This is a genomic window from Streptomyces sp. NPDC042371, assembly GCF_056437465.1.
In genome coordinates, this window is record NZ_JBWKAP010000001.1 from 55,497 (window position 1) to 76,935 (window position 21,439).

The 21,439-nt window shown below is 70.7% G+C and carries 20 protein-coding genes; 9 read left to right on the forward strand and 11 right to left on the reverse strand.

Annotated elements, in window-relative coordinates; all coding sequences use genetic code 11:
* Positions 1 to 19: 19 nt before the first annotated feature.
* Genes AC068B_RS00260 through ybaK form a run of 3 tightly spaced genes read left to right on the forward strand, consistent with a single transcriptional unit; the run spans position 20 to position 2,326 of the window.
* Complete coding sequence (locus AC068B_RS00260) at positions 20 to 1,036, forward strand: hypothetical protein (RefSeq protein ID WP_478667981.1); 1,017 nt, start codon at positions 20 to 22, stop codon at positions 1,034 to 1,036.
* Between the two features lie 2 nt (positions 1,037 to 1,038).
* Positions 1,039 to 1,785 carry an LON peptidase substrate-binding domain-containing protein gene (locus tag AC068B_RS00265; protein ID WP_478667983.1) on the forward strand — a complete coding sequence of 249 codons (747 nt, stop codon included), beginning with the start codon at positions 1,039 to 1,041 and terminating at the stop codon, positions 1,783 to 1,785.
* 34 nt (positions 1,786 to 1,819) lie between these two features.
* Positions 1,820 to 2,326 carry a Cys-tRNA(Pro) deacylase gene (ybaK, locus tag AC068B_RS00270; RefSeq protein ID WP_478667984.1) on the forward strand — a complete coding sequence of 169 codons (507 nt, stop codon included), beginning with the start codon at positions 1,820 to 1,822 and terminating at the stop codon, positions 2,324 to 2,326.
* Positions 2,327 to 2,501: 175 nt separating this feature from the next.
* On the opposite strand, the gene AC068B_RS00275 is transcribed toward ybaK, so the two are convergent.
* The 4 genes from AC068B_RS00275 to AC068B_RS00290 form a co-directional block, all read right to left on the reverse strand.
* Positions 2,502 to 3,128, reverse strand: coding sequence for a DUF2567 domain-containing protein (locus AC068B_RS00275; RefSeq protein ID WP_478667986.1), 627 nt, complete (start codon positions 3,126 to 3,128; stop codon positions 2,502 to 2,504).
* A 34-nt stretch (positions 3,129 to 3,162) separates the two neighbouring features.
* Positions 3,163 to 3,984, reverse strand: a complete 822-nt coding sequence (locus AC068B_RS00280; RefSeq protein WP_478667987.1) for an ABC transporter permease — start codon at positions 3,982 to 3,984, stop codon at positions 3,163 to 3,165.
* A 43-nt stretch (positions 3,985 to 4,027) separates the two neighbouring features.
* Entirely contained in the window at positions 4,028 to 5,062 is a 1,035-nt protein-coding gene (locus tag AC068B_RS00285) for an ABC transporter ATP-binding protein (protein WP_478667989.1), read from the reverse strand.
* Positions 5,063 to 5,125: 63 nt separating this feature from the next.
* Positions 5,126 to 6,364, reverse strand: coding sequence for an NYN domain-containing protein (locus AC068B_RS00290; protein WP_478667990.1), 1,239 nt, complete (start codon positions 6,362 to 6,364; stop codon positions 5,126 to 5,128).
* 336 nt (positions 6,365 to 6,700) lie between these two features.
* Here AC068B_RS00290 and AC068B_RS00295 point away from each other — a divergent pair, with 336 nt between their 5' ends.
* Complete coding sequence (locus tag AC068B_RS00295; protein WP_306333868.1) at positions 6,701 to 6,880, forward strand: hypothetical protein; 180 nt, start codon at positions 6,701 to 6,703, stop codon at positions 6,878 to 6,880.
* Positions 6,881 to 6,988: 108 nt separating this feature from the next.
* Here the strand turns inward: AC068B_RS00295 and AC068B_RS00300 are convergent, their stop codons facing one another.
* Both AC068B_RS00300 and dnaE read right to left on the reverse strand, forming a co-directional pair.
* Positions 6,989 to 7,234: a hypothetical protein gene (locus tag AC068B_RS00300; protein WP_478667992.1), complete on the reverse strand. Its 246-nt coding sequence runs from the start codon at positions 7,232 to 7,234 to the stop codon at positions 6,989 to 6,991.
* Between the two features lie 87 nt (positions 7,235 to 7,321).
* Positions 7,322 to 10,864 (reverse strand): DNA polymerase III subunit alpha, encoded by a 3,543-nt coding sequence (gene dnaE, locus AC068B_RS00305; RefSeq protein ID WP_478667994.1) that lies wholly within the window; start codon positions 10,862 to 10,864, stop codon positions 7,322 to 7,324.
* 225 nt (positions 10,865 to 11,089) lie between these two features.
* On the opposite strand from dnaE, the gene AC068B_RS00310 reads away from it, so the two are divergent.
* The 4 genes from AC068B_RS00310 to AC068B_RS00325 all read left to right on the forward strand — a co-directional run bounded on the left by AC068B_RS00310 (position 11,090) and on the right by AC068B_RS00325 (position 15,755).
* On the forward strand, positions 11,090 to 12,418 hold the full coding sequence (locus AC068B_RS00310; protein WP_478667995.1) for a DUF2252 domain-containing protein: 1,329 nt from the start codon (positions 11,090 to 11,092) through the stop codon (positions 12,416 to 12,418).
* 37 nt (positions 12,419 to 12,455) lie between these two features.
* Positions 12,456 to 13,139, forward strand: coding sequence for a hypothetical protein (locus tag AC068B_RS00315; RefSeq protein WP_478669187.1), 684 nt, complete (start codon positions 12,456 to 12,458; stop codon positions 13,137 to 13,139).
* A 41-nt stretch (positions 13,140 to 13,180) separates the two neighbouring features.
* Positions 13,181 to 13,999 (forward strand): thioredoxin domain-containing protein, encoded by an 819-nt coding sequence (locus AC068B_RS00320; RefSeq protein ID WP_478667996.1) that lies wholly within the window; start codon positions 13,181 to 13,183, stop codon positions 13,997 to 13,999.
* A gap of 94 nt (positions 14,000 to 14,093) precedes the next feature.
* Complete coding sequence (locus AC068B_RS00325; RefSeq protein WP_478667998.1) at positions 14,094 to 15,755, forward strand: alkaline phosphatase D family protein; 1,662 nt, start codon at positions 14,094 to 14,096, stop codon at positions 15,753 to 15,755.
* A gap of 30 nt (positions 15,756 to 15,785) precedes the next feature.
* Here the strand turns inward: AC068B_RS00325 and AC068B_RS00330 are convergent, their stop codons facing one another.
* Positions 15,786 to 16,355, reverse strand: coding sequence for a dienelactone hydrolase family protein (locus tag AC068B_RS00330; RefSeq protein ID WP_468560175.1), 570 nt, complete (start codon positions 16,353 to 16,355; stop codon positions 15,786 to 15,788).
* Positions 16,356 to 16,398: 43 nt separating this feature from the next.
* On the opposite strand from AC068B_RS00330, the gene AC068B_RS00335 reads away from it, so the two are divergent.
* Complete coding sequence (locus AC068B_RS00335) at positions 16,399 to 17,496, forward strand: mechanosensitive ion channel family protein (protein WP_478667999.1); 1,098 nt, start codon at positions 16,399 to 16,401, stop codon at positions 17,494 to 17,496.
* An 18-nt stretch (positions 17,497 to 17,514) separates the two neighbouring features.
* On the opposite strand, the gene AC068B_RS00340 is transcribed toward AC068B_RS00335, so the two are convergent.
* The 4 genes from AC068B_RS00340 to lspA all read right to left on the reverse strand — a co-directional run bounded on the left by AC068B_RS00340 (position 17,515) and on the right by lspA (position 21,361).
* Complete coding sequence (locus tag AC068B_RS00340; protein ID WP_478668001.1) at positions 17,515 to 19,101, reverse strand: Na+/H+ antiporter; 1,587 nt, start codon at positions 19,099 to 19,101, stop codon at positions 17,515 to 17,517.
* Between the two features lie 111 nt (positions 19,102 to 19,212).
* Positions 19,213 to 19,695 (reverse strand): GNAT family N-acetyltransferase, encoded by a 483-nt coding sequence (locus AC068B_RS00345; RefSeq protein WP_478668002.1) that lies wholly within the window; start codon positions 19,693 to 19,695, stop codon positions 19,213 to 19,215.
* Positions 19,692 to 20,633, reverse strand: a complete 942-nt coding sequence (locus AC068B_RS00350; protein ID WP_478668004.1) for an RluA family pseudouridine synthase — start codon at positions 20,631 to 20,633, stop codon at positions 19,692 to 19,694. The genes AC068B_RS00345 and AC068B_RS00350 overlap by 4 nt, the downstream gene beginning before the upstream one ends.
* 62 nt (positions 20,634 to 20,695) lie before the next feature.
* Entirely contained in the window at positions 20,696 to 21,361 is a 666-nt protein-coding gene (gene lspA, locus AC068B_RS00355) for a signal peptidase II (protein WP_478668005.1), read from the reverse strand.
* Positions 21,362 to 21,439: the final 78 nt, after the last annotated feature.

Sequence of the window (21,439 nt, forward strand, 5' to 3'; positions counted from 1 at the left end):
GAGCGGCGCCGGTTGAGGCATGAAGGAGGGCACGGTGCTGCGTGCCTTCATCCGTACCGCCCGCATGGTCCGGCACACCCAGCGGCTCGCCGCCGGACTGACCCCGGACGACGAGGTGCTCCTCGACGTGCCCGACGAGCGGCTCGCCCCCGCCCTGGTGGCCGCGGGCCGCGGTGACCACGGCCCGGCCGCCAAGCTCCTCGCCACCACCCGCGAGGCCGCCGAGTGGGAGAACCGCGACCGCTACACCACGCGGCTCGCCGCCTTCGCGCGCTCGCGCCCCGAGTGGTTCGACGACTGGCTCGGCGCGTCCCCGCACGACCCGGACGCCCTGCTCGTCAAGGCCGAGCTCGCGGTGGTGCGCGGCTGGGAGTCGCCTGCCCGCGCCGAGCTCCTGCGCGACGCGGGCCCGCTGCTCACCGCGGCCGCCGAGGCCGACCCGCGCGACCCGGTGCCGTGGCGGATCGCCCTGGACCACGCCCGCGGCACGCACGCCCCGCACACCCTCTTCGAGCAGCTGTGGGAGGAGGCGGTGCGCCGCTCCTCGTACCACTACGGCTGCCATGCCTCGGCCCTGCAGTACCTGTCGGCCGCCTGGTACGGCTCGCACCGCGAGTGCTTCGACTTCGCCGAGCGCGCCGCGGGCGACGCACTGCCCGGCTCGTTGATACAGGTCCTTCCGGCACGGGCCGCCTTCGCCTACCTGACCAGCCCCTCGGGGCACCTGCCGCGCGAGCGGCTGGACGCGGCGGCGGACCTGGCGATCGGTCTGTCGCAGTCGTACGAGGCCGGGGACCCGTGGCCCGCCGAGGTCCGCAACCTCCTCACGTACGTCCTGGTCCGCCTGGAGCGGTGGGACGACGCCCTGGAGCAACTGCGCCTGATCGGGCCGTACGCGACGTCGTTCCCCTGGGACCGGATGGCGGACGATCCGCTCGGCCAGTTCCTGGAGCTGCGCGACGGCGTGCGCATAGAAGTGGCGTCGATGACACCGCTGCGCGGTCCGCGGGGACGCGACCGCTCCGGCGACCATTAGGCTTGCCGGTCGTGACCACCCGGCTTCCGCTCTTCCCGCTCAACTCGGTGCTGTTCCCCGGCCTCGTACTGCCGCTGAACGTCTTCGAGGAGCGATATCGCGCCATGATGCGCGAGCTGCTCAAGACTCCCGAGGAGGAGCAGCGCCAGTTCGCCGTCGTCGCGATCCGCGACGGCCAGGAGGTGGCGCCGAGCGCGCCAGGGCTCCCCGACCCGACGGCGCTGCCCGAGCACGGCCCCGCCGCGGGGTTCGGCGACGATCCGCTCAAGGCCTTCCACACCGTGGGCTGCGTGGCGGACGCCGCGACGATCAGGGAGCGCGACGACGGTGGCTTCGAGGTGCTCGCGACGGGCACGACGCGGGTGCGGATCCACTCGGTCGACGCCTCGGGGGCCTTCCTCACGGCCGAGGTCGAGGAGGTGCCGGAAGAGCTGGGCGAGGGCGCGGGCACGCTGGGCGAAGGCGTCCTGCGCGCCTTCCGCTCCTACCAGAAGCGGCTGGCCGGGGCGCGGGAGCGCTCGCTGTCGACGGGCGCCGAGCTGCCCGACGACCCGTCCGTCGTGTCGTACCTGGTCGCCGCGGCGGCCGTCCTCGACACCGGCACCAAGCAGCGGCTCCTCGAGGCGCCGGACACGGTGTCGCGGCTGCGGGACGAGCTGACGTTGCTGCGCTCCGAGACCGCGATCATCCGCAATCTGCCCTCGCTGCCCGCGACGGACCTGACGCGCGGGACGACGAGCCTCAACTGACGACGGGTCTCCACTCACCTAAGGCGCGAGCACCATGGCGAAGAAGCAGAAGAAGCAGACGGCCCAGGCCGGGGGGACGCCCGCGACGGTCGCGCTCACCGCGGCCGGTACGCCCTTCACGGTCCACTCCTACGAGCACGACCCGTCCCACCCCTCGTACGGCGAGGAGGCCGCCGAGGCCATGGGCGTCTCGCCCGACCGGGTCTTCAAGACGCTGGTGGCCGAGGTCGACGGCGCACTCACCGTGGCGATCGTCCCCGTGGCGGGCTCCCTGGACCTGAAGGCCCTGGCCGCCGCGGTCGCGGGCAAGCGGGCCGTGCTGGCCGACCCGGCGGCCGCCGAGCGCACCACGGGTTACGTACGGGGCGGTATCTCCCCGCTCGGCCAGCGCAAGAAGCTGCGCACGGTCCTGGACGACTCGGCGTCGGCGCACCCCACGGTCTGCGTCTCGGCGGGCCGCCGCGGCCTGGAGGTCGAACTGGCGCCGGGCGACCTGGCGTCCCTCACGGACGCGGTGCTCGCGCCCATCGGCCGGAGCTGAGCCCCCTCGTCCCCGCTGCCGCGGACGACGTGAAAGCGCCCTCGACACCCGTCCCGCACGGGACTAGTACCGAGGGCATGTCGAAAAAGACGCGCATGCGGAAGTGGCGGGCGAAGAAGCGCAAGGCCAACCACGGCAAACGCCCCGCCTAGAGCCGGGGACGCGGCAGCGGGACTCAGGGCGCCGGATACGGCTCCGGGTCCCGCGGGCCGAACAGACCGGTGAGGCCGAGGTGCACGGCAAGCGCGGCCACCGGCCAGGCGAGGACCGTGCCCATGGCCTTGAGTTCCAGCGGCGCGTCGAAGACGACACCCTTGCCGACGGCCCTGGCGTGCGCCGCGACGTCCGTCTCGGGTCCGAGCCAGATGCCGACCCGCCACGCGAGCAGCGCGCCGAGCAGGCTGCCGAGCCCGAGCCCCGCGACCAGCGGAATGCCGCCGCGCTTGCGGAGCAGGAAGACGACGACGCCACTGACGAGACCGAAGCCGAGCGACAGGAGCGTAAACGTTCCGTCCACGCCTATGGCCTGCTCGCCTTCGGTGTCCTTGAGGTACACCAGCTTGCCGTCCGAGATGAGCGGCACCCGCGGTGACAGCCACATCCACAGCAGTCCGAGCAGAACGCCGCCGACGGCCACCGCGACCATGATCACTGCAGCCTGCCGCACTTCGGTCTTCATGCCGGGACCGTCCTCCTCGTATCCGTGAGGAGACGTCGCTCCCGACGGCTGCGCGGGCGCCTGCCAGGGGTCGTGCGGGGGTTGTTCGTGCGGCGGTTGGGAGGGTGTCAACGGTGCGGTCACCCCCACATCGTGCCAGCACTCCCTGTGCGGCGCGTCACCGCACGGCCGCCCGGCGGAACGCCCAGGTGGCGACGGCCAGCGAGACCACGCCGACGCCCGCGCAGACCGCGAGGTCGAGGGCGACCACGGCCCAGTCCGGATCCGGCCCGAACGTACGGGCGAAGGCCTCCACGCCGTACGTCGAGGGCAGCAGGTCGCGCGCGTACTGCAGCGGCATCGGCATGCGGTCGGCCGGGAGCACCCCGAGCAGCAGCGCCGCCGACATGCCCATCTGACCGAGGAGCGTGGCCAGTTCGGGCCGTGGCGCGAGCAGCCCGAGGGCCGCGCCGAGCCCGGCCAGGGCGGCACCGGCGAGCGGGATCACCGCCAGGAGCACCCACAGGTGCGTGAAGGGCAGCCCGAAGAGCCCGCATCCGACGATCGCCGTCACGAACGTCCCCGGCACCGTGAAGGAGGCGTACGCGGCCGCGGCGCCCAGGACCACGGCGGCGGGCGGCACGGGGAGCGTGGCGTAGTGGTCGAGGCCGCCGTCGGAGCGGAGCTGTCCGAAGTACTGGGCGAGCAGGTTGAGGGCGACGAACGCGACGACGAGCACGGAGGACCCGGCGACGACGGCCCGCGCCTCACCGCCCCCGTCGACGACACCGCGCATCAGGATCATGATGCCGACGGACTGGAAGGTCGCCACGAAGAGCAGCGGTATCCGGGCGACCCGGGCCCGTGACAGCTGCGCGCGGTAGACGGCCGAGAGCGCCGGCAGCAGCCGGGCCGGCGGCCCGAGCGGCGCGGGGCCGATGTCGGCCGCCTCGGCACGCCCGTCGGCCCGCACCACGGCTTCGAGGGGAACGGCACTCACCGGGCAACCCTTCTGTCGCTGTTCCTACGCACTCTGCTCGGTGTCACGCCTTCACCAGCCCCCGCCCGCTCCCGCCCAGTGCGAGATAGACATCCTCCAGGCTGGGCGTGGCCAGCGTGAAGTCGTCCAGCGCGGCGAACGCCGCCCCGCCGGTGACCGCCGCGACGGCGGCCCGCGCCTCGTCCGGGGCGAGCCGCAGGGACCACCGCCGTCCCGACTCGACCGCGGAGGACCGCAGCGCGGCCACCTCGGGCACGTCGAGCGGCGCCCGCTCCCGCCACACCAGCTCCACCCTGACCTCGTCCGCGACCTGCTCCTTGAGCCCGGCCGGGGTGTCGCAGGCGATGACCTTGCCCTGGTCGAGCACGGCGACACGGTCGAGGACGGTCTCGGCCTCGATGACGTTGTGGGTCACAAGCACCACCGTCGTGCCGCGCTCGGCCCTGCGCCGGTCGATCGCCGCCCAGACGGCGCGCCGCGCGACCGGGTCCATGCCGGTGGTGGGCTCGTCAAGGACGAGCAGCTGCCGCTCCGCCACCAGCGCGGTGGCGAAGCAGGCGAGCCGCCGCTGCCCGCCGGAAAGCTTCTTCAGCGGCCGCGAGGCCAGCGGCGTGAGCCCCAGCTCCTCGAGGACCGCGTCCCGCTCGGCCCGCGCCCGCGCCACCTCCAGGCCGCGCAGCCGTCCGGTCGTTTCGACGGCGAGCGACACGGTCAGCTCGTCGAGGGCGGTGGACTCCTGCCCCAGGTACGCGAGGATCCGCGCGGCCCGCTCGGGGTGGCGCACGATGTCGTGGCCGAGGATCTCGACGCTGCCGCTGTCGGGGCGCATCAGCCCGGTCAGCTGGCGTACGAGGGTGGATTTGCCGGCGCCGTTGGGGCCGAGCAGACCGAAGATCTCGCCGCGTCCGACCGTCAGACGGATCCCGTCGGTGGCGCGGACCTCGGGGGTCGCGGGCCTGCCGCGCCGGGCGCGGGCGGCGGGATAGGTCTTGACCAGGTCGCGCACCGCGCAGACGGCGTCGTTGCCGTTTTCCTGACGGAGTCCCTGTCGGACTGCCGGTGTCGGACGCGTACTCACGAAGGACGAGCCTACGGGGTCCGCGGGCACGGACTGCGCCCGGGGCGCCCCGTACGCCCCGTGTCAGTCACCTGCGCGGTCCCCCGCGGGCGCGTGCTCGGCGGCCGTCCGCGAGTCGACCTCCCGCCAGAAACCCGCCCTGATCGCGTACCGGTCGTGCTCGTCGATCTGGTCGTCCTTGTGGGCGAGCAGGCCGAACCGTGCGGCGTAGCGGAGCAGCTCCCCGTCGACGCGGTGCGGGATGCGGGGGTACATCGTCGACAGCTTGTGCAGGTTGTGCTGTTCCGGGAGGCGCGCCATCCAGCGCCGCGCGAACACCTGTCCTACCTCGAAGGGGTCGCCGCCGACGGTGGTGATGTCCTCCTCGCGGTCGGCCCAGCGCTGCTCGGCGGTCGTCAGCTGGGCGAGGGTGGGCAGCGCGGCGGCCTCGGCGCCCTCGGGCGCGCCGCCGGGGCGCTCGACCCAGCCCTTGTCGGAGGACCAGCGCAGTGTCGCGTTCGTGGGGTGCTGCGGTGGCTGGGTGCCGGGGCCGCGCAGGGCGGCGAGGTCCTTGGGGGTGGGCACGCCCTTGCCGGGCGGCATGCGGTGCTCGTCGGGCCGACTGCCGTTGGCGGCGGGCTCGGGGTGCCGGGCGGGGGCCTCTTCCTCGGTGTGCTGCGCGGCGGCGGCGAGGGCGGACTCCGGCAGCGGGGCGGAGAGGATCGCGGCGATCTCGGGGCGTGGCACGGGCGGGGGCGCGCAGATGCCGGAGAGCTCCTTGGGGCGCACGGCCTTGGTGATCCAGGCCCGGTCGAGCACGCGCCGCTCGTCGGCCTCCGCGACGAGGTCCTCGGACTGGTTGTAGTCCCCGTCGGCGGCCTGCACGGCCCACAGGTGGACGGCGACGCCGTGCTCCTTGGCGGCCATCATCCCGGGCAGCAGATCGCCGTCGCCGGTGACGAGCACGACGTCGGAACAGGCGCGGTTGCGGGCCAGCTCGGTCAGCTCGGCGTGCATCGCGGCGTCGACGCCCTTCTGCGCCCACCGTCCGTCGCTGCGGGTCAGGGCGCCCAGGCGGACGGTCACGCGCGGCATGACGCGCAGCCGCCGGTGCTCGGGCTGGGGGACGCGGTCGGGGGCCCCGTCGAACCAGTAGATGCGCAGCAGGGGGCGCTCGGTGTCGGATTCCGCGCGCTCGCGAAGGCCCTGGATCAGAGCGGAGTGATCGACGGTGATCCGGGACCTGGACGGTTCGCCTGCGAGGAGACTCGCGGCGGCACCCAGCAGATACCCGGCGTCCACCAGGACGATGCAGCGATCCACGCGGTCCACCCTCTTTCCCTGGAGGTTCCCTGACGTGCCTGGAGGTTCCAGAACAGTGCGACGTGCCTGGAGGTCTCTGGACGTTCCCTCGAAGGCCCACGAAGACACCCTGTCTGGACAACGAATAGGGGTGCGGGTCCGCGTCGGGTTCCCTTCGAGTCTGCCCGACCCGGCGGAGGTTAACGGCCGGAACTCGATCTTCGGCGTGGCGCATCTGCGGATCGTTCCCCGACCGGCCTTATTACGCACGGTAATTCTCCGAAATGCACACTTTGCAGCCATATGTGAATCTGGTCGCATCCTGGCCCCCAGATCCCCCTCAGGAGGAAGATCACCATGGCCAAGAACAAGAACCGCAAGCAGGGCGGCCAGCAGAACCGCTCCTCACAGGCCGAGCAGGCACAGGAGCAGGCCAAGTCGACCGCTGTGGACGCACAGTCGCCGATGCAGACGCAGGCCCAGGGCAGCCCTGCCGATGTTGCTCGTAAGCACCAGCGCCGCTTCGGTCACAACTGACGCACATCCAGGCGCATATGGCACACATGAGGGGCGCACCCGGCTCGGGTGCGCCCCTCATGGCATGGACCGGTCCGCGCAGGACGGAGGCCGGTCTCTTCAGTCCGCTCAGTCCGTGAAGCCGTGCCGCTCGTGCGCGACCATGAACGAGCTCGGCTTCTCCAGCTCGGAGGGCCTCGGCCGCACGACCTTGCGGCCGCCCTGGATGACGGCGTACGCGGCGCGCACGTGCCGCACGCGGTCGGTGAACTCCATCCGCGGGAAGTAGTCGTGCAGCGCCCGGCGGGTCGCCTCCGGGGACTGGTGCGTCTCACGCATCAGGAATACGGCCTTGTCGACAGCGGCACCGTTCACGGCACTCCACCCTCACACACGAGAAGAATTAGATGCACTCTGCATCTTACTCTCCGACATGTCCGGTTTGGATAAGTAAGGGGCGGGTCAGCCCGCCAGGCAGGACGGGCCGAGCAGCACCTTCAGGTCACCGAAGAGCGCCGGGTCCGGCTTCACCCGGTGCCGGTCGAGCCGCAGCACGGTGGTCTTCTGCGCCCCCTGGAGCTTGATCCGCACCTCGCTGTTGCCGCGGTGGTGGCTGAGGACCTCGCCGAGGCGGGTGATCATCGGCGGGCTCACCTTGACCGTCGGGATGGTGATCACCACGGGTGCGTTGGTGCCCGCGTTCGACAGGTCGGGGACCTGCATCTCCATGGCGACGAGCCGGGGCACGTCCTCGCGCTTGTCGAGGCGTCCCTTGACGAAGACCACGGCGTCCTCGACGAGTTGGGTCGACACCAGCTGGTAGGTGGCCGGGAAGAACATGCACTCGATGGAGCCCGCGAGGTCCTCGACGGTGGCGATGGCCCAGGCGTTGCCCTGCTTGGTCATCTTCCGCTGCAGGCCCGAGATGATGCCGCCGATGGTGACCACGGAGCCGTCGGAGAAGTCGCCGCCGGTCAGCTGCCCGATGCCCGCGTCCGCCTTGTCGGACAGCACGTGCTCCAGGCCGAAGAGCGGGTGGTCGGAGACGTAGAGACCGAGCATCTCCCGCTCCTGGGCGAGCAGGTAGGTCTTCTCCCACTCGTCCTCGGAGAACTCCACGTCGAGCCCGAAGCCCGGCTCGTCGCCGCCGGATTCGTCCCCCATCCCTCCGAAGAGGTCGAACTGGCCCTCGGCCTCCTTGCGCTTGACCGCGACCACGTTGTCGATCATCGGCTCGTACTGCGCGGTCAGGCCCTTGCGGGTGTGCCCCATGGTGTCGAAGGCGCCCGCCTTGATCAGGGACTCCGTGGTGCGCTTGTTGCAGGCGGCGGCCTCGACCTTGTCCAGGTAGTCGGGGAAGGAGGTGAACTTCCCCTTCGCCTTGCGCGACCGGATGATCGACTCGACCACGTTCGTGCCGACGTTGCGGACGGCCTCCAGGCCGAAGAGGATCTCGTCGTCGCCCTGGGCGGCGAAGTTGTGCACCGACTCGTTCACGTTCGGCGGGAGCACCTTGATGCCCATGCGGCGGCACTCGTTGAGGTAGACGGCCGACTTGTCCTTGTCGTCCTTCACCGAGGTGAGCAGCGCGGCCATGTACTCGGCGGGGTAGTTCGCCTTCAGGTACGCGGTCCAGTAGGTGACCAGGCCGTACGCGGAGGAGTGCGCCTTGTTGAACGCGTATCCGGCGAAGGGGACCAGGACGTCCCACAGGGCCTGGATCGCCGCGTCCGAGTACCCGTTCTTCTTCGCGCCCTCCTGGAAGAGGACGAAGTTCTTCGCCAGCTCCTCGGGCTTCTTCTTGCCCATCACGCGGCGCAGGATGTCGGCCTCGCCGAGCGAGTACCCCGCGATGATCTGCGCGGCCTTCTGCACCTGCTCCTGGTACACGATGAGGCCGTAGGTGAGGCCGAGCGTCTCCTTCAGGGGCTCTTCGAGCTCCGGGTGGATCGGCGTGATCTCCTGGCGGCCGTTCTTGCGCTCGGCGTAGTTCGTGTGCGAGTTCATGCCCATCGGGCCCGGCCGGTACAGGGCCGAGACGGCGGAAATGTCCTCGAAGTTGTCGGGCTGCATCTGGCGCAGCAGCGAGCGCATCGGGCCGCCGTCGAACTGGAAGACGCCGAGCGTGTCACCGCGGCAGAGCAGTTCGAAGGTCTTGGGGTCGTCCAGTTCGAGGGAGAGCATCTCCAGGTCGATGCCCTTGTTGTTCCGCACCATCTTGACGGCGTCGTCCATGATGGTGAGGTTGCGCAGGCCCAGGAAGTCCATCTTGAGCAGGCCGAGCGACTCGCACTGGGGGTAGTCCCACTGCGTGATGGTCACGCCATCGGTGTGCCGCGTCCAGAGCGGGGCGTGATCGACGATGGGCTCGCTGGACATGATCACGCCGGCCGCGTGCACACCCATCTGCCGGACCAGGCCCTCGACGCCCTTGGCGGTGTCGATGACCTTCTTCACGTCCGGCTCGTTCTCGTACATCCCCCGGATCTCGCCCGCTTCGCTGTAGCGCGGGTGCTTGGGGTCGGTGATGCCGGAGAGGTCGATGCCCTTGCCGAGGACGTCGGCGGGCATGGCCTTGGTGAGGCGGTCGCCCATCGCGTACGGATATCCGAGCACGCGCGCGGAGTCCTTGATCGCGTTCTTCGCCTTGATCTTTCCGTACGTACCGATCATGGCGACCTTGTCGGCGCCGTACTTCTCGGTCACGTACCTAATCACTTCGACGCGCCTGCGCTCGTCGAAGTCGATGTCGACATCGGGCATGGAGACGCGCTCGGGGTTGAGGAACCGCTCGAAGATCAGGCCGTGCGTGATCGGGTCGAGGTCGGTGATGCCCATGGCGTACGCGACGATCGAGCCTGCCGCGGAGCCTCGGCCAGGGCCGACCGCGATGCCGTTGTTCTTGGCCCACATGATGAAGTCGGCGACCACGAGGAAGTACCCCGGGAAGCCCATCTGGATGATGATGTCCATCTCGTACTCGGCCTGCTTCTGCCGGTCGTCGGGGACACCGGCCGGGTAGCGGCGCTCCATGCCGACCCGGACCTCCTCCTGGAACCAGGTGACCTCGGTGAAGCCTTCCGGGATGTCGAACTTCGGCATCAGGTCGCGCTTCTCGAACATGCCCGTGGTATCGATCTGCTCGGCCACCAGGAGCGTGTTGCGGCAGCCCTCCTGCCACGCGTCCGAGGAGTCGATGGCGTACATCTCGTCCGTGGACTTCAGGTAGTAGCCCGTGCCGTCGAAGCGGAAGCGGTCCGGGTCCGAGAGGTTCTTGCCGGTCTGGATGCAGAGCAGCGCGTCGTGCGCGACGGACTCGTGCGCGTACGTGTAGTGCGAGTCGTTCGTCACCAGGGGCGGGATGCCGAGCTTCTTGCCGACCCGGAGCAGGTCGTCACGGACCCGGCGCTCGATGTCGATGCCGTGGTCCATCAGCTCCAGGAAATACCGGTCCTTGCCGAAGATGTCCTGGTAGTCCGAGGCCGCCTGGACCGCCTCGTCGAACTGCCCGAGCCGCAGCCGCGTCTGCAGCTCGCCCGAGGGGCAGCCGGTGGAGGCGATCAGCCCCTCCGACCACTGCGAGATGGTCTCCTTGTCCATGCGGGGCCACTTCTGCAGCCAGCCCTCGGCATAGGCGTCCGAGGAGAGCTTGAAGAGGTTGTGCAGGCCCTTCTCGTTCGCCGCCCAGATCGTCTTGTGGGTGTAACCACCCGAACCGGACACGTCGTCGCGCTTCTGGTGCGGCTGTCCCCACTTGATCTTGCGCTTGTTCCGCCGCGACTCCGGCGCCACATACGCCTCGATGCCGATGATCGGCGTCACGCCCGCCTTCTGCGCCGAGTGGAAGAAGTCGTACGCACCGTGCAGGTTGCCGTGGTCGGACATGGCGATATGCGTCATGCCCATCTCATTGGCGGCGTCGAACATGTCCTTGAGCCGCGCGGCACCGTCAAGCAGCGAGTACTGGGTGTGCACGTGCAGGTGCGTGAAGGGCGGCTTGGTCACGGTGGAAGGCCTCCGGCGAACGAGGGGTGACAGGCTGCGGGCAGTCTGGGGGGACAGCGTGGAAGTCTAATCCGGGGCGCTGACAACCGGCGGGCACTCGGGGGTACGGTCGAGCGTTGGAAGGGACGGAACATCTGTCCCGAGGGGCGGAGCGGCCCTCTGTCCCAGGGGGCGGAGCACCCGCCCCATGTCACGCACCACCCCTGTACCAGGAGGCACCCAGCGATGTCGGTCCCGCAGCCCACGGCTGAGCAGCGCGGCGAGGAGATCCTCGCCGTCTTCGACACCGCCTTCGGCGAGCTGCTCGCCGCGGACCCCGCCGCGTTCCGGGTGAAGTTCCGGAAGATGGCCTCCTCCGCCTTCGCGTTCTACCGCGGCACGGCCTGCCTGTTCTACGGCGACCTGGAGCGCGAGCAGCACGGCGGGCCCTACCTGGACGACCGCACGGGCCGGGTGTGGATCCACGGCGACCTGCACGCCGAGAACTTCGGCACGTACATGGACGCGCAGGGCCGCCTGATCTTCAACGTGAACGACTTCGACGAGGCGTACGTAGGCCCCTTCACCTGGGACCTGAAGCGCTTCGCCGCCTCCGTGGCCCTGATCGGTTACACGAAGGCGCTCGGCGACGACCAGATCACCGACCTGGTGCGGACCTACGCAGCGGCGTACCGCGAGCGGATCCACGACCTGTCGACGGGCGCCAAGAGCGACGAGGTGCCGCCCTTCACGCTGGACACCGCCCAGGGCCCCCTCCTGGACGCGCTGCGCGACGCCCGCTCCCTGACCCGCTTCGGGCTGCTCGACTCGATGACCGAGATCCGCGACTTCGAGCGCCGCTTCGCGTCGGGCGGCGGCTCCATCGAGCTCGACGCCGCCACGCGGTACAAGGTCCTCGCCGCGTTCGACGGCTATCTGGAGACGCTGCCGGAGTCCTCGCTCACCCGCCCCGACTCGTATCGCGTGAAGGACGTCGTCGGCCGTCGCGGCATCGGCATCGGCTCCGCGGGCCTGCCCTCGTACAACATCCTCCTGGAAGGCAACAGCGACGCCCTGGAGAACGACGTCGTGATCTACCTCAAGCAGGCGCAGACCCCCGCGGTCTCGCGGCACATCACGGACCCGGCGGTCCGTGGGTACTTCCAGCACGAGGGCCACCGCACGGTCATCTCGCAGCGCGCCCTCCAGGCGCACGCCGACCCGTGGCTGGGCTGGACCGAGCTGGACGGCGCGGGCCAGCTGGTCGCCGAGGTGTCGCCGTACGCCGTGGACCTGGACTGGTCGGACATCGACGACCTGGACGAGATCGCCTCGGTCGTCGCCGACCTGGGCCGCGCCACCGCCACGATGCACGCCGCGGCGGACGACGAGAGCGGCCACTCGGACCTGGTGCCGTTCTCCACGGAGCGCGCCATCGACGCCGCGATCGCCGCCGACGAGGGCGGCTTCGCGGACCTGCTCGTGGACTTCGCGCACTCGTACGGGGCACGCGCACGCGCCGACCACCAGATCTTCGTCGACCTGTTCCGCAACGGCCGGATCCCGGGGCTGTAGAGGTCACCCACAGGAACGCATGACACACTCCTCCGCGATGGACATATCCGGGAATCAGCTCAGAGTGGTGCGCGCGGCGCTCTTCACGGCACTCGTCGTGACGCTGTCCGCCGCGTCGCACGTGCTGCTGTCCCGCGTTCCCCTGCCGCTGACCACCGTCGCGGCGATCGCCGCCGCCGTCTTCCTCATCGCGTACGCGCTGGCGGGGCGCGAGCGCGGGTACGGACGGATCGCGACCCTGCTGATCCCCCTGGAGCTGGCCGCCGACACGGTCTTCACCGCGGGGCAGCACGTCTGTTACGGCGAGGCGGGCGGCCCCGTCGCGGGCCCGCTGCGCGCCGTCGGCTTCGACGTGCTGTGCGGCGGGGCGCCCGTGGGGACGCCGCTGGCCCGGATGACCGCGGAGGGGCACGGCGCGGCCGCGCTGCTCGCCGACGTGGACCCGACGGCCGCCTGGCTGCTGCTCGGGGCGCACGTCGGGGTGGGTCTCCTCGCGGCGGCCTGGCTGCGGCGCGGCGAGCGGGCGCTGGCCCAGCTCCTGGGCGCGGTCACCGCCGCGACGTTCCGGCCCCTGCTGATCGCGGTCGCCGCGGTCACCACCTCCCGCATGCCCGTACGCCGCGCCCCGCGCCCCGCGCGCCGGGTGCGGGCGGCGCGCACGCGCCTCCTCGTGCACTTCGTGGGGCGGCGTGGACCGCCGTGCTCGGCCGTCTTCGCCTGAGCACAGCACCCCACGCAGTCACCCACACGGAGAAAAAGATCATGAGCAAGCGCAACAGTCAGGCCGCCAAGTCCGCAGCACGCGAGCGCATCCGCGCCCAGCAGGAGGCCGAGCGCAAGCGCGAGAAGCGGAAGCGGGGCATCATCGTCGGCGTCTCGATCGTCGGCGTGCTCGCCATAGCCGGTGGTGTCGGCTATGCCGTCATGCAGTCCAACAAGCCCGGCTACTGGGAAGAGGCCAAGGACGCCAAGCTCGTCAAGCCGGCCAACACCTCGGGCACGAACGGCACGACCGTCGTCCTCGGCAAGGAGTCCGCGAAGAAGACCCTGAAGGTCTACGAGGACCCGCGCTGCCCCGTGTGCGCCGCCTTCGAGCAGACGGCCGGCCCGACCGTCGAGAAGGACATGAAGGACGGCAAGTACAAGATCGAGTTCATCGGCGCCACCTTCCTCGACCGGAACATCCCGGGCGAGGGCTCCAGGAACGCCATGAGCGCGCTCGGTGCGGCCCTGAACGTCAGCGACGAGGCGTTCCTCGAGTACAAGAAGGTGCTCTTCTCGGCGAAGATCCACCCCTCGGAGCAGGACGACAAGTTCAAGGACGACTCGTACCTCCTCAAGGCCGCCGACCAGGTGCCGGACCTCAAGAAGAACGCCGCCTTCAAGAAGGCCGTCAAGGCCGGGACCTACGACCGGTGGGCCCTGGAGATGTCGAAGAAGTTCGACGACAACAAGGACGGCGTCGAGGGCACGCCCTCCTTCGTCATGGACGGCAAGCAGCTGACGGGCCCCGGTTCGAAGAACGCGCCCAGCACGGTCGAGGACTACAAGACCGCGATCGACAAGGCCCTCAAGGGCTGAACAGCGCCCTTTGACAGGGCGCGTGGGAAAAGAGCGGGCGAACTCCTCGGGTTCGCCCGCTCTTTGCGATTACCACTGAGTAAGGTGATCGCCCGTGACCAGTCGAAACGATGCTCAGCCGCCGCTCAACACCCGTGCGCCAAGCCGCCGCACGGTCGTCAAGGCCGCCGCCGCCACCGCCGCGCTCGGCGCCCCGCTCGCCGCAGCCATACCCGCGTACGCCGCCGAGGGACCCGCCTTCCACCACGGAGTCGCATCGGGCGACCCGCTGCCCGACGGCGTCCTGCTGTGGACCCGCGTGACGCCCACCCCCGATGCCGTGCCCGGCTCCGGCAAGGGTCCCGACACCGAGGTGAGTTGGGAGGTGGCCGAGGACAAGGGGTTCACCCGGGTCGTCGGCCGCGGCAGCACCACCGCACGGGCCGGATCGGACCACACGGTCAAGGCCGACGTAAGGGGCTTGCGCCAGGCGACCACGTATTACTTCCGCTTCTCCGTGGGGGACGTGCGCTCCCCCGTGGGCCGCACCCGCACCACCCCCGCCCACGACGCGTCCGCGCACGGCGTCCGCTTCGGTGTGGTGTCCTGCGCCAACTGGGAGGCCGGCCACTTCTCGCCCTACCGCCACCTCGCGGCCCGCACCGAGCTCGACGCGGTCCTCCACCTCGGCGACTACATCTACGAGTACCGGACCGGCGAGTACCCGTCCGCCGAGTACGTCGTACGTCAGCACGAGCCGAAGCACGAGATCACCACGCTCGCCGATTACCGCACCCGGCACGGCGTCCACAAGACCGACCCCGACGCGCAGGCGATGCACGCCACGCATCCCGTCATCGCGATCTGGGACGACCACGAGTTCGCCGACAACGCCTGGTCGGGCGGGGCCGTGAACCACTCGCCGGAGACCGAGGGCGACTGGGCGGGCCGCATGGCGGCGGCCAAGCAGGCGTACTTCGAGTGGATGCCCGTACGCCCCTCGACCGAGGGCACCGTCTACCGCCGCGTCCGCTACGGCAAGCTCGCCGATCTGCACCTGCTCGACCTGCGGTCCTTCCGCTCCGAGCAGGCGGGGTTCGGCAGCGGCGAGGTCGACGACCCGGACCGCACGATCACCGGCCGCGCGCAGCTCGACTGGCTGAAGTCGGGCCTGGCCGCATCGGACGCGGCCTGGAAGCTGGTCGGCACCTCGGTGATGATCACGCCGGTCGCCTTCGGCTCCCTGCCCGCCCATCTCCTCAAGCCCCTCGCGGAGTTGCTCGGCCTGCCCGGTGAGGGCCTCGCCATCAACACCGACCAGTGGGACGGCTACACGGACGACCGCAAGGAACTCATCGCCCACCTGCGCGACAACAAGATCCGCAACACCGTCTTCCTGACCGGTGACATCCACATGGCCTGGGCGAACGACGTACCGGCCAAGGCGGCCACGTACCCCCTGTCGGCCTCGGCCGCGACGGAGTTCGTCGTCACCTCGGTGAGCTCCGACAACATCGACGACATGCTCCACGTCGCCCCGCACACGGTCTCCCTCGTGGCGGCGGGCGCCATCAAGGCGGCCAACCGGCACGTGAAGTGGCTGGACATGGACTCGCACGGCTACGGCGTGCTCGACGTCACCGCCGAGCGCTCGCAGATGGACTACTACGTCGTCTCGGACCGGACCGACCCCGAGGCGACCTCGTCCTGGGCCCGTTCGTACCGCACGCTCACCGGCACGCAGCAGGTCGAGCGGGTGCACGCACCGGTCCGCTGACCACCCGGGGCCGGAGCCTGGGCCGGGGCCTTAGAGCGTCTCCAGGAAGCCGAGCGCCGTGCGCCACGTCGCCTCCGTGGCCTCGGCGTCGTAGTCGTCGAGGTCCGGGTCGGTGTAGAGGTGGCCCGCGCCCGCGTAGCGGTAGATCTCCACGTCGGCCCCGGCCCGGCCCATTTGCAGGTACCAGGCGCTCAGCCAGTCGTCGGACTCGAACGGGTCGGGCTCGGCGACGTGCAGCTGCACGGGCAGCTCGTCCACGGACACGTTCTCCGCGAGGTCGGAGGTGCCGTGCAGGAGCAGCAGGCCGCGCGCCTTCTCGTCGCCGAGGGCGAGGGTCTGCGCGGTCGCGGCGCCGAGCGAGAAGCCCGCGTAGACGAGACCCCGCTCCGAGTAGGGCGCGGCGGCGAGGATCGCGCGCTTCAGGATCTCGTCCTTGCCGAGCTCGTTCTGGAACGTCCTGCCTTCCTCGACGCTGTCGAAGACGCGGCCCTCGAAGAGGTCGGGGGTCCACACCTCGTGCCCGGCGGCACGCAGTCGGTCCGCCGCCGCGTGCACTGCGGGCCGCAGACCGTACGTCGAATGGAAAAGCACGATGTTCATGGGGCCATCGTGCCATCCGTGCCCTACCCCTACCCTCGGAGGCATGGAGAACGTACTGCGTCCGTTGATCGTGGTCGGCGGCTCGGTCGTGCTCACGGTGGTCGTCGGCTGGCTGGTCGACGTCCTGCTGCGCCGGGCCGACGAGCGGCACCACGAGACCCCGCTGTGGGGGCTGCTGCGCCGCTGCCGCGTACCCCTGCAAGTCGTCCTGTGCACCGCCATCCTGAGAGGCTCGTACCAGCAGACCAAGATCGCCGATGACCACTCGGCGGGCATCGGCCGCACCCTCACGCTCATCCTCATCGGCTCCACCGCCTGGCTCGTCGTGCGGATCGCGGTGGCCGTCGTCGAATCGTCGTACGCGCGCTACGCCACCATGCACCGCGACCCGGCCCGCGTCCGCCGGGTGCGTACGCAGGTGACCCTCATCCAGCGGGTGGTCACCGCGATCGTCGGTGTCGTGGCCGTCGCCGCGATGCTCCTGACGTTCCCCGCGATGCAGGCCGCGGGCGCCTCGCTGCTCGCCTCTGCGGGCGTCCTCGGCATCGTCGCCGGTGTCGCCGCCCAGTCCACCCTCGGCAACCTCTTCGCCGGGCTGCAGATCGCCTTCGGCGACATGGTGCGGCTCGGGGACACGGTGGTGGTGGACGGCGAGTGGGGCACGATCGACGAGATCACCCTGACCTTCCTGACCGTCCGCACCTGGGACGAGCGCCGGATCACCATGCCGGTGTCGTACTTCACCTCTAAGCCCTTCGAGAACTGGTCGCGGGGCAGCGCCGAGATGACCGGCACGGTCTTCTTCCAGCTGGACCACTCCGCGCCCGTCGTGCGGATGCGCGAGCGGCTCCACGACATCCTGCGCGACTGCGCCGCGTGGGACGGCAGGGACTGGGGCCTCGCGGTGACGGACACCACACCGACCACCATCCAGGTCCGCGCCCTGGTCACCGCGAAGGACGCGGACGACATATGGACGGTGCGGGTCACGGTGCGCGAGCAGATGATCCGGTGGCTCGCCGAGCACCACGCCTACGCGCTGCCGCGGGTCACCACCGCCACGGCCGAGCCGGTGCCGAACGGCCACCGCCCGCGCCTGGAGCAGTTCTCGCCGGACGTCCCCCGGACGGGCCGCGGCTGAGCGCGGGCCGCCCGGCGGTCACCTCAGGCTGCGTACGTCGAGGTGGTGCAGGACCCGGTCGACGACCTCCGGGTCGGCGCCGGGCTCGCTGCGCGCGGCGAGCACCTCGTGGCGGGCGGCGGACATCATCTCGCGCTGGATGCGCTGGACCGCCTTCAGCCGGTCGACGCGCTTGGCGTACCGCTCGCGGCGCTCGTCGTCGAGCAGGTCGGGGCTGATCCTGGCGCCGATGTCGAACGCGCCGCGCTGCAGCCGCTCGGAGAGGTCGTCGGGGAGCTCCTCGACCTCCTCGATCTCCTTGAGGCGGCGCTTGGCGGCCTTGGCCGCACGGAGGGCGAGTATGCGCTCGAGTTCGCGCTCCGTGTCGGCGTCGGCGCGCACGCCGAGCTTGCGCACCAGCCAGGGCAGGGTGAGTCCCTGGGCGACGAGGGTCGCCATGATGACGCAGAACGCGATGAAGATGATCTCGTCGCGGGCCGGGAACGGAGCTCCGTCGTCCGTCTTGAGCGGGATGGCGAGGGCCAGCGCCACCGAGGCCACGCCCCGCATCCCCGACCACCACATGACGACGGTCTCGCGCCAGGTCGTGGGGATCTCCTCGTCCACGTCCCGGCGCTTGTGGAGCCGCTTGGCCAGCCAGGTCGCGGGCAGCAGCCAGAGCAGTCGTACGCCGACGACGACGGCGACGATCGCCGCGCCCCAGCCGAACATCTCCCACGGGCGGCCGCTCGCGATGCCGAAGACGTTGTGCAGCTCCAGGCCGATGAGCCCGAACGCGATGCCGGTCACGAGGGTGTCGACGATCTGCCAGAAGGTCTGTCCGGTGATCCGTCCGAGCACGTCGTCGGCGTCGACGGCGTTCTCCGCGAGGTAGAGCGCGGTGGTGAGGACGGCGAGCACGCCGGAGCCGAGCAGCTCTTCGGCCAGCACATAGCTGACGAACGGCACCAGGAGCGTCAGGCCGGTCTGCAGGGTGGCGTCGCCCAGCAGACCCATGAGCTTGTTGGTGAGCCAGCCGAGCACGAGGCCGACGATGACGGCGACCACGGCCGACAGCACCAGGAGCCCCACGGCGGAGGGCCAGGAGAAGGTGCCGCTCATCGCCGCCGCGATCGCCACGTGGTAGAGCACGATCGCCGTGACGTCGTTGAAGAGCCCCTCGCCCTCCAGGATCGACACGAGCCTGCGCGGCAGCCCCAGCGATCCGGCGACCGCGGTCGCGGCCACGGGGTCGGGCGGCGCGACGAGCGCCCCGAGCGCCACGGCGGCCGCGATCGGCAGCCCGGGGACGACGGAGTTGGCGACCGCGGCGACCGCCGCCGTGGTCACGAACACCAGCGCGACGGCGAGCAGCAGGATGGGGCGGATGTTGGCCGTGAACTGCCGCCAGGAGGTGCGTTGCACGGTGGCGTAGAGCAGTGGCGGGAGCACCAACGGAAGGATGTAGTCCGGCGGGATCTCCACATTGGGCACGAACGGCAGGAGGGCCATGCCGATCCCCACCAGCGTCATCAGGACCGGCGCGGGCAGCCCGAGGCGGTCCCCCAGGGGCACGGTGACCACGGCACCGAGCAGCAAGATGAGCACCAGCGCCAGTTGATCCACGTGTGCACTCCGGCAGTCGAGACTTGGACGATCAAGGCCTCAACCCTGCCACGCATTCCCCGCCAACCGGAGCGACACGTTCTACGAACCTGCCCGGCCCGCTCCGTGGTTCTACGGGTTCTGCTGCTGGTTCAGCGGCTTGCGCATCGCGCGGTGCGGGATTCCGGCGTCGGGGAACTCCGGGCCGTACACCTCGTATCCGAGGCGCTCGTAGAAACCCAGGGCGTGGGTCTGCGCGTGCAGGTCCACCGCGGTGAGGCCACGCGCGCGTGCCACGTCCTCGATGGCCCGCACCAGGGCGGCGCCCACGCCGAGGCCGCGCGCGGCCCGCGTCACCGCGAGCCGTCCGAGCGCGCCCACTCCGGTGTCGCCGCCGTTCTTGGCGGCCGCCGCGGCGCCGGTCAGGAGTCGGCCCGTGCCCAGCGGGACGCCGTCCTCGCGGACGGCCAGGACGTGCACCGCCCTGGCGTCGTGCTCGTCGTACTCAAGCTCTTCCGGAACCTGCTGCTCGACCACGAAGACGTCCTTGCGGACGGCGAAGCAGGCCTCCAGGTCGTCCGTGCCCTCGGCGGTCCGGACCGTCACACCGGTCACGAGCTCTCCGCGCGGACCCGGTCGAGGGCCTTCTGGAGGTCCTCGGGATAGCCGCTCTCGTACTCCACCCACTGGCCGTCGCCCGGGTGCTCGAAGCCGAGCCGGACGGCGTGCAGCCACTGGCGGGTGAGGCCGAGGCGCTTGGCGATCGTGGGGTCCGCGCCGTACGTCAGGTCGCCCACGCACGGGTGCCGGTGGGCCGACATGTGGACGCGGATCTGGTGCGTGCGCCCCGTCTCCAGCTTGATGTCGAGCAGGGAGGCGGCGCGGAAGGCCTCGATGAGGTCGTAGTGCGTCACGGAGGGCTTGCCCTCGGCCGTGACCGCCCACTTGTAGTCGTGGTTCGGGTGGCGGCCGATGGGGGCGTCGATGGTGCCGCTCATCGGGTCGGGGTGGCCCTGGACCAGCGCGTTGTAGCGCTTGTCGACCGTGCGCTCCTTGAACTGGCGCTTCAGGGAGGTGTACGCACGCTCCGACTTGGCGACGACCATCAGGCCGGACGTGCCGACGTCGAGGCGGTGCACGATGCCCTGGCGCTCGGCCGCGCCGGAGGTGGAGATCCGGTACCCCGCGGCGGCGAGGCCGCCGATCACGGTCGTCCCGGTCCAGCCCGGGCTCGGGTGCGCGGCCACGCCGACCGGCTTGACGATCACGACGATGTGGTCGTCGTCATGGACGATCTCCATGCCCTCGACGGGCTCGGCGACGATCTGCACCGGAGCGGCCGTCTGCGGCATCTCCACTTCCAGCCAGGCGCCGCCGTGCACCCGCTCGGACTTGCCGACCACCGAGCCGTCGACCGAGACCTTCCCCGCCGCGGCAAGCTCGGCGGCCTTCGTACGGGAGAACCCGAACATGCGCGAGATGGCGGCGTCGACGCGCTCGCCCTCCAGGCCGTCCGGCACGGGCAGGGTACGGATCTCGGGAATCGTGCTCACCCATTGAGTATGCAGGAGCGCACCGACACTCCCGCACCACAGGCCCGCTGCCGCCCCCGGCCTCAGTCCTTGTGGACCGTGCCGTCCGGGTCCAGGCCGCGGAAGGAGAGCAGCACGATCAGGATGCCGCCGCAGACGATCGCCGAGTCCGCGAGGTTGAAGACCGCGAAGCCCTTCGGGGCGATGAAGTCGACGACCGCGCCCTCGAAGACGCCGGGCGCGCGGAACAGGCGGTCGGTGAGGTTGCCCAGCGCGCCGCCGAGCAGCAGGCCGAGCGCGATCGCCCACGGCAGGCTGTACAGCTTGCGGGCGAGCCTCGCGATCACCACGATGACAGCCGCGGCGATGCAGGTGAAGATGATGGTGAAGGCCTCGCCGAAGCCGAAGGCCGCGCCCGCGTTCCGGATCGCGGAGAGGCGCAGCCAGTCGCCGACCAGCTCGATCGGCTCGTGGTGCTCCAGCCTGGCCACCACGATCATCTTGCTGATCAGGTCGAAGGCGTACGCGACGACGGCCACCGCGAAGAGCACGGCGATCTTGCGCTTGCCCTTGTCCGCTGCCGCGGTCGCACCTTCGGCCGCAGTCGCGCCTTCGGCCCCGGCCTCGGCCTGCTGCCCGTCCTGTTCGGCCGCCGCCGTCTTCTCGGAGTCCGGACCGGACTGCTCCGGCTCGTCCCCGGCCGTCTCAGGGATGTCCGGCGTACCGATGATGCGCTCCGCCTCTGCCACGTGAGTCCCTCAACCTAGGTACCTGACTGGGGACGAGAGTACGGCACACACGTACGGTCCCCGGCGCCCAGGCCGGGC

Bases quoted from the DNA above. Each gene is read 5' to 3' on its own strand.
- ybaK (WP_478667984.1), top strand. From the start codon at position 1,820: ATGGCGAAGAAGCAGAAGAAGCAGACGGCCCAGGCCGGGGGGACGCCC.
- AC068B_RS00320 (WP_478667996.1), top strand. From the start codon at position 13,181: ATGAGCAAGCGCAACAGTCAGGCCGCCAAGTCCGCAGCACGCGAGCGC.
- AC068B_RS00310 (WP_478667995.1), top strand. From the start codon at position 11,090: ATGTCGGTCCCGCAGCCCACGGCTGAGCAGCGCGGCGAGGAGATCCTC.
- AC068B_RS00295 (WP_306333868.1), top strand. From the start codon at position 6,701: ATGGCCAAGAACAAGAACCGCAAGCAGGGCGGCCAGCAGAACCGCTCC.
- AC068B_RS00335 (WP_478667999.1), top strand. From the start codon at position 16,399: ATGGAGAACGTACTGCGTCCGTTGATCGTGGTCGGCGGCTCGGTCGTG.
- AC068B_RS00260 (WP_478667981.1), top strand. From the start codon at position 20: ATGAAGGAGGGCACGGTGCTGCGTGCCTTCATCCGTACCGCCCGCATG.
- AC068B_RS00315 (WP_478669187.1), top strand. From the start codon at position 12,456: ATGGACATATCCGGGAATCAGCTCAGAGTGGTGCGCGCGGCGCTCTTC.
- AC068B_RS00330 (WP_468560175.1), bottom strand. From the start codon at position 16,355: ATGAACATCGTGCTTTTCCATTCGACGTACGGTCTGCGGCCCGCAGTG.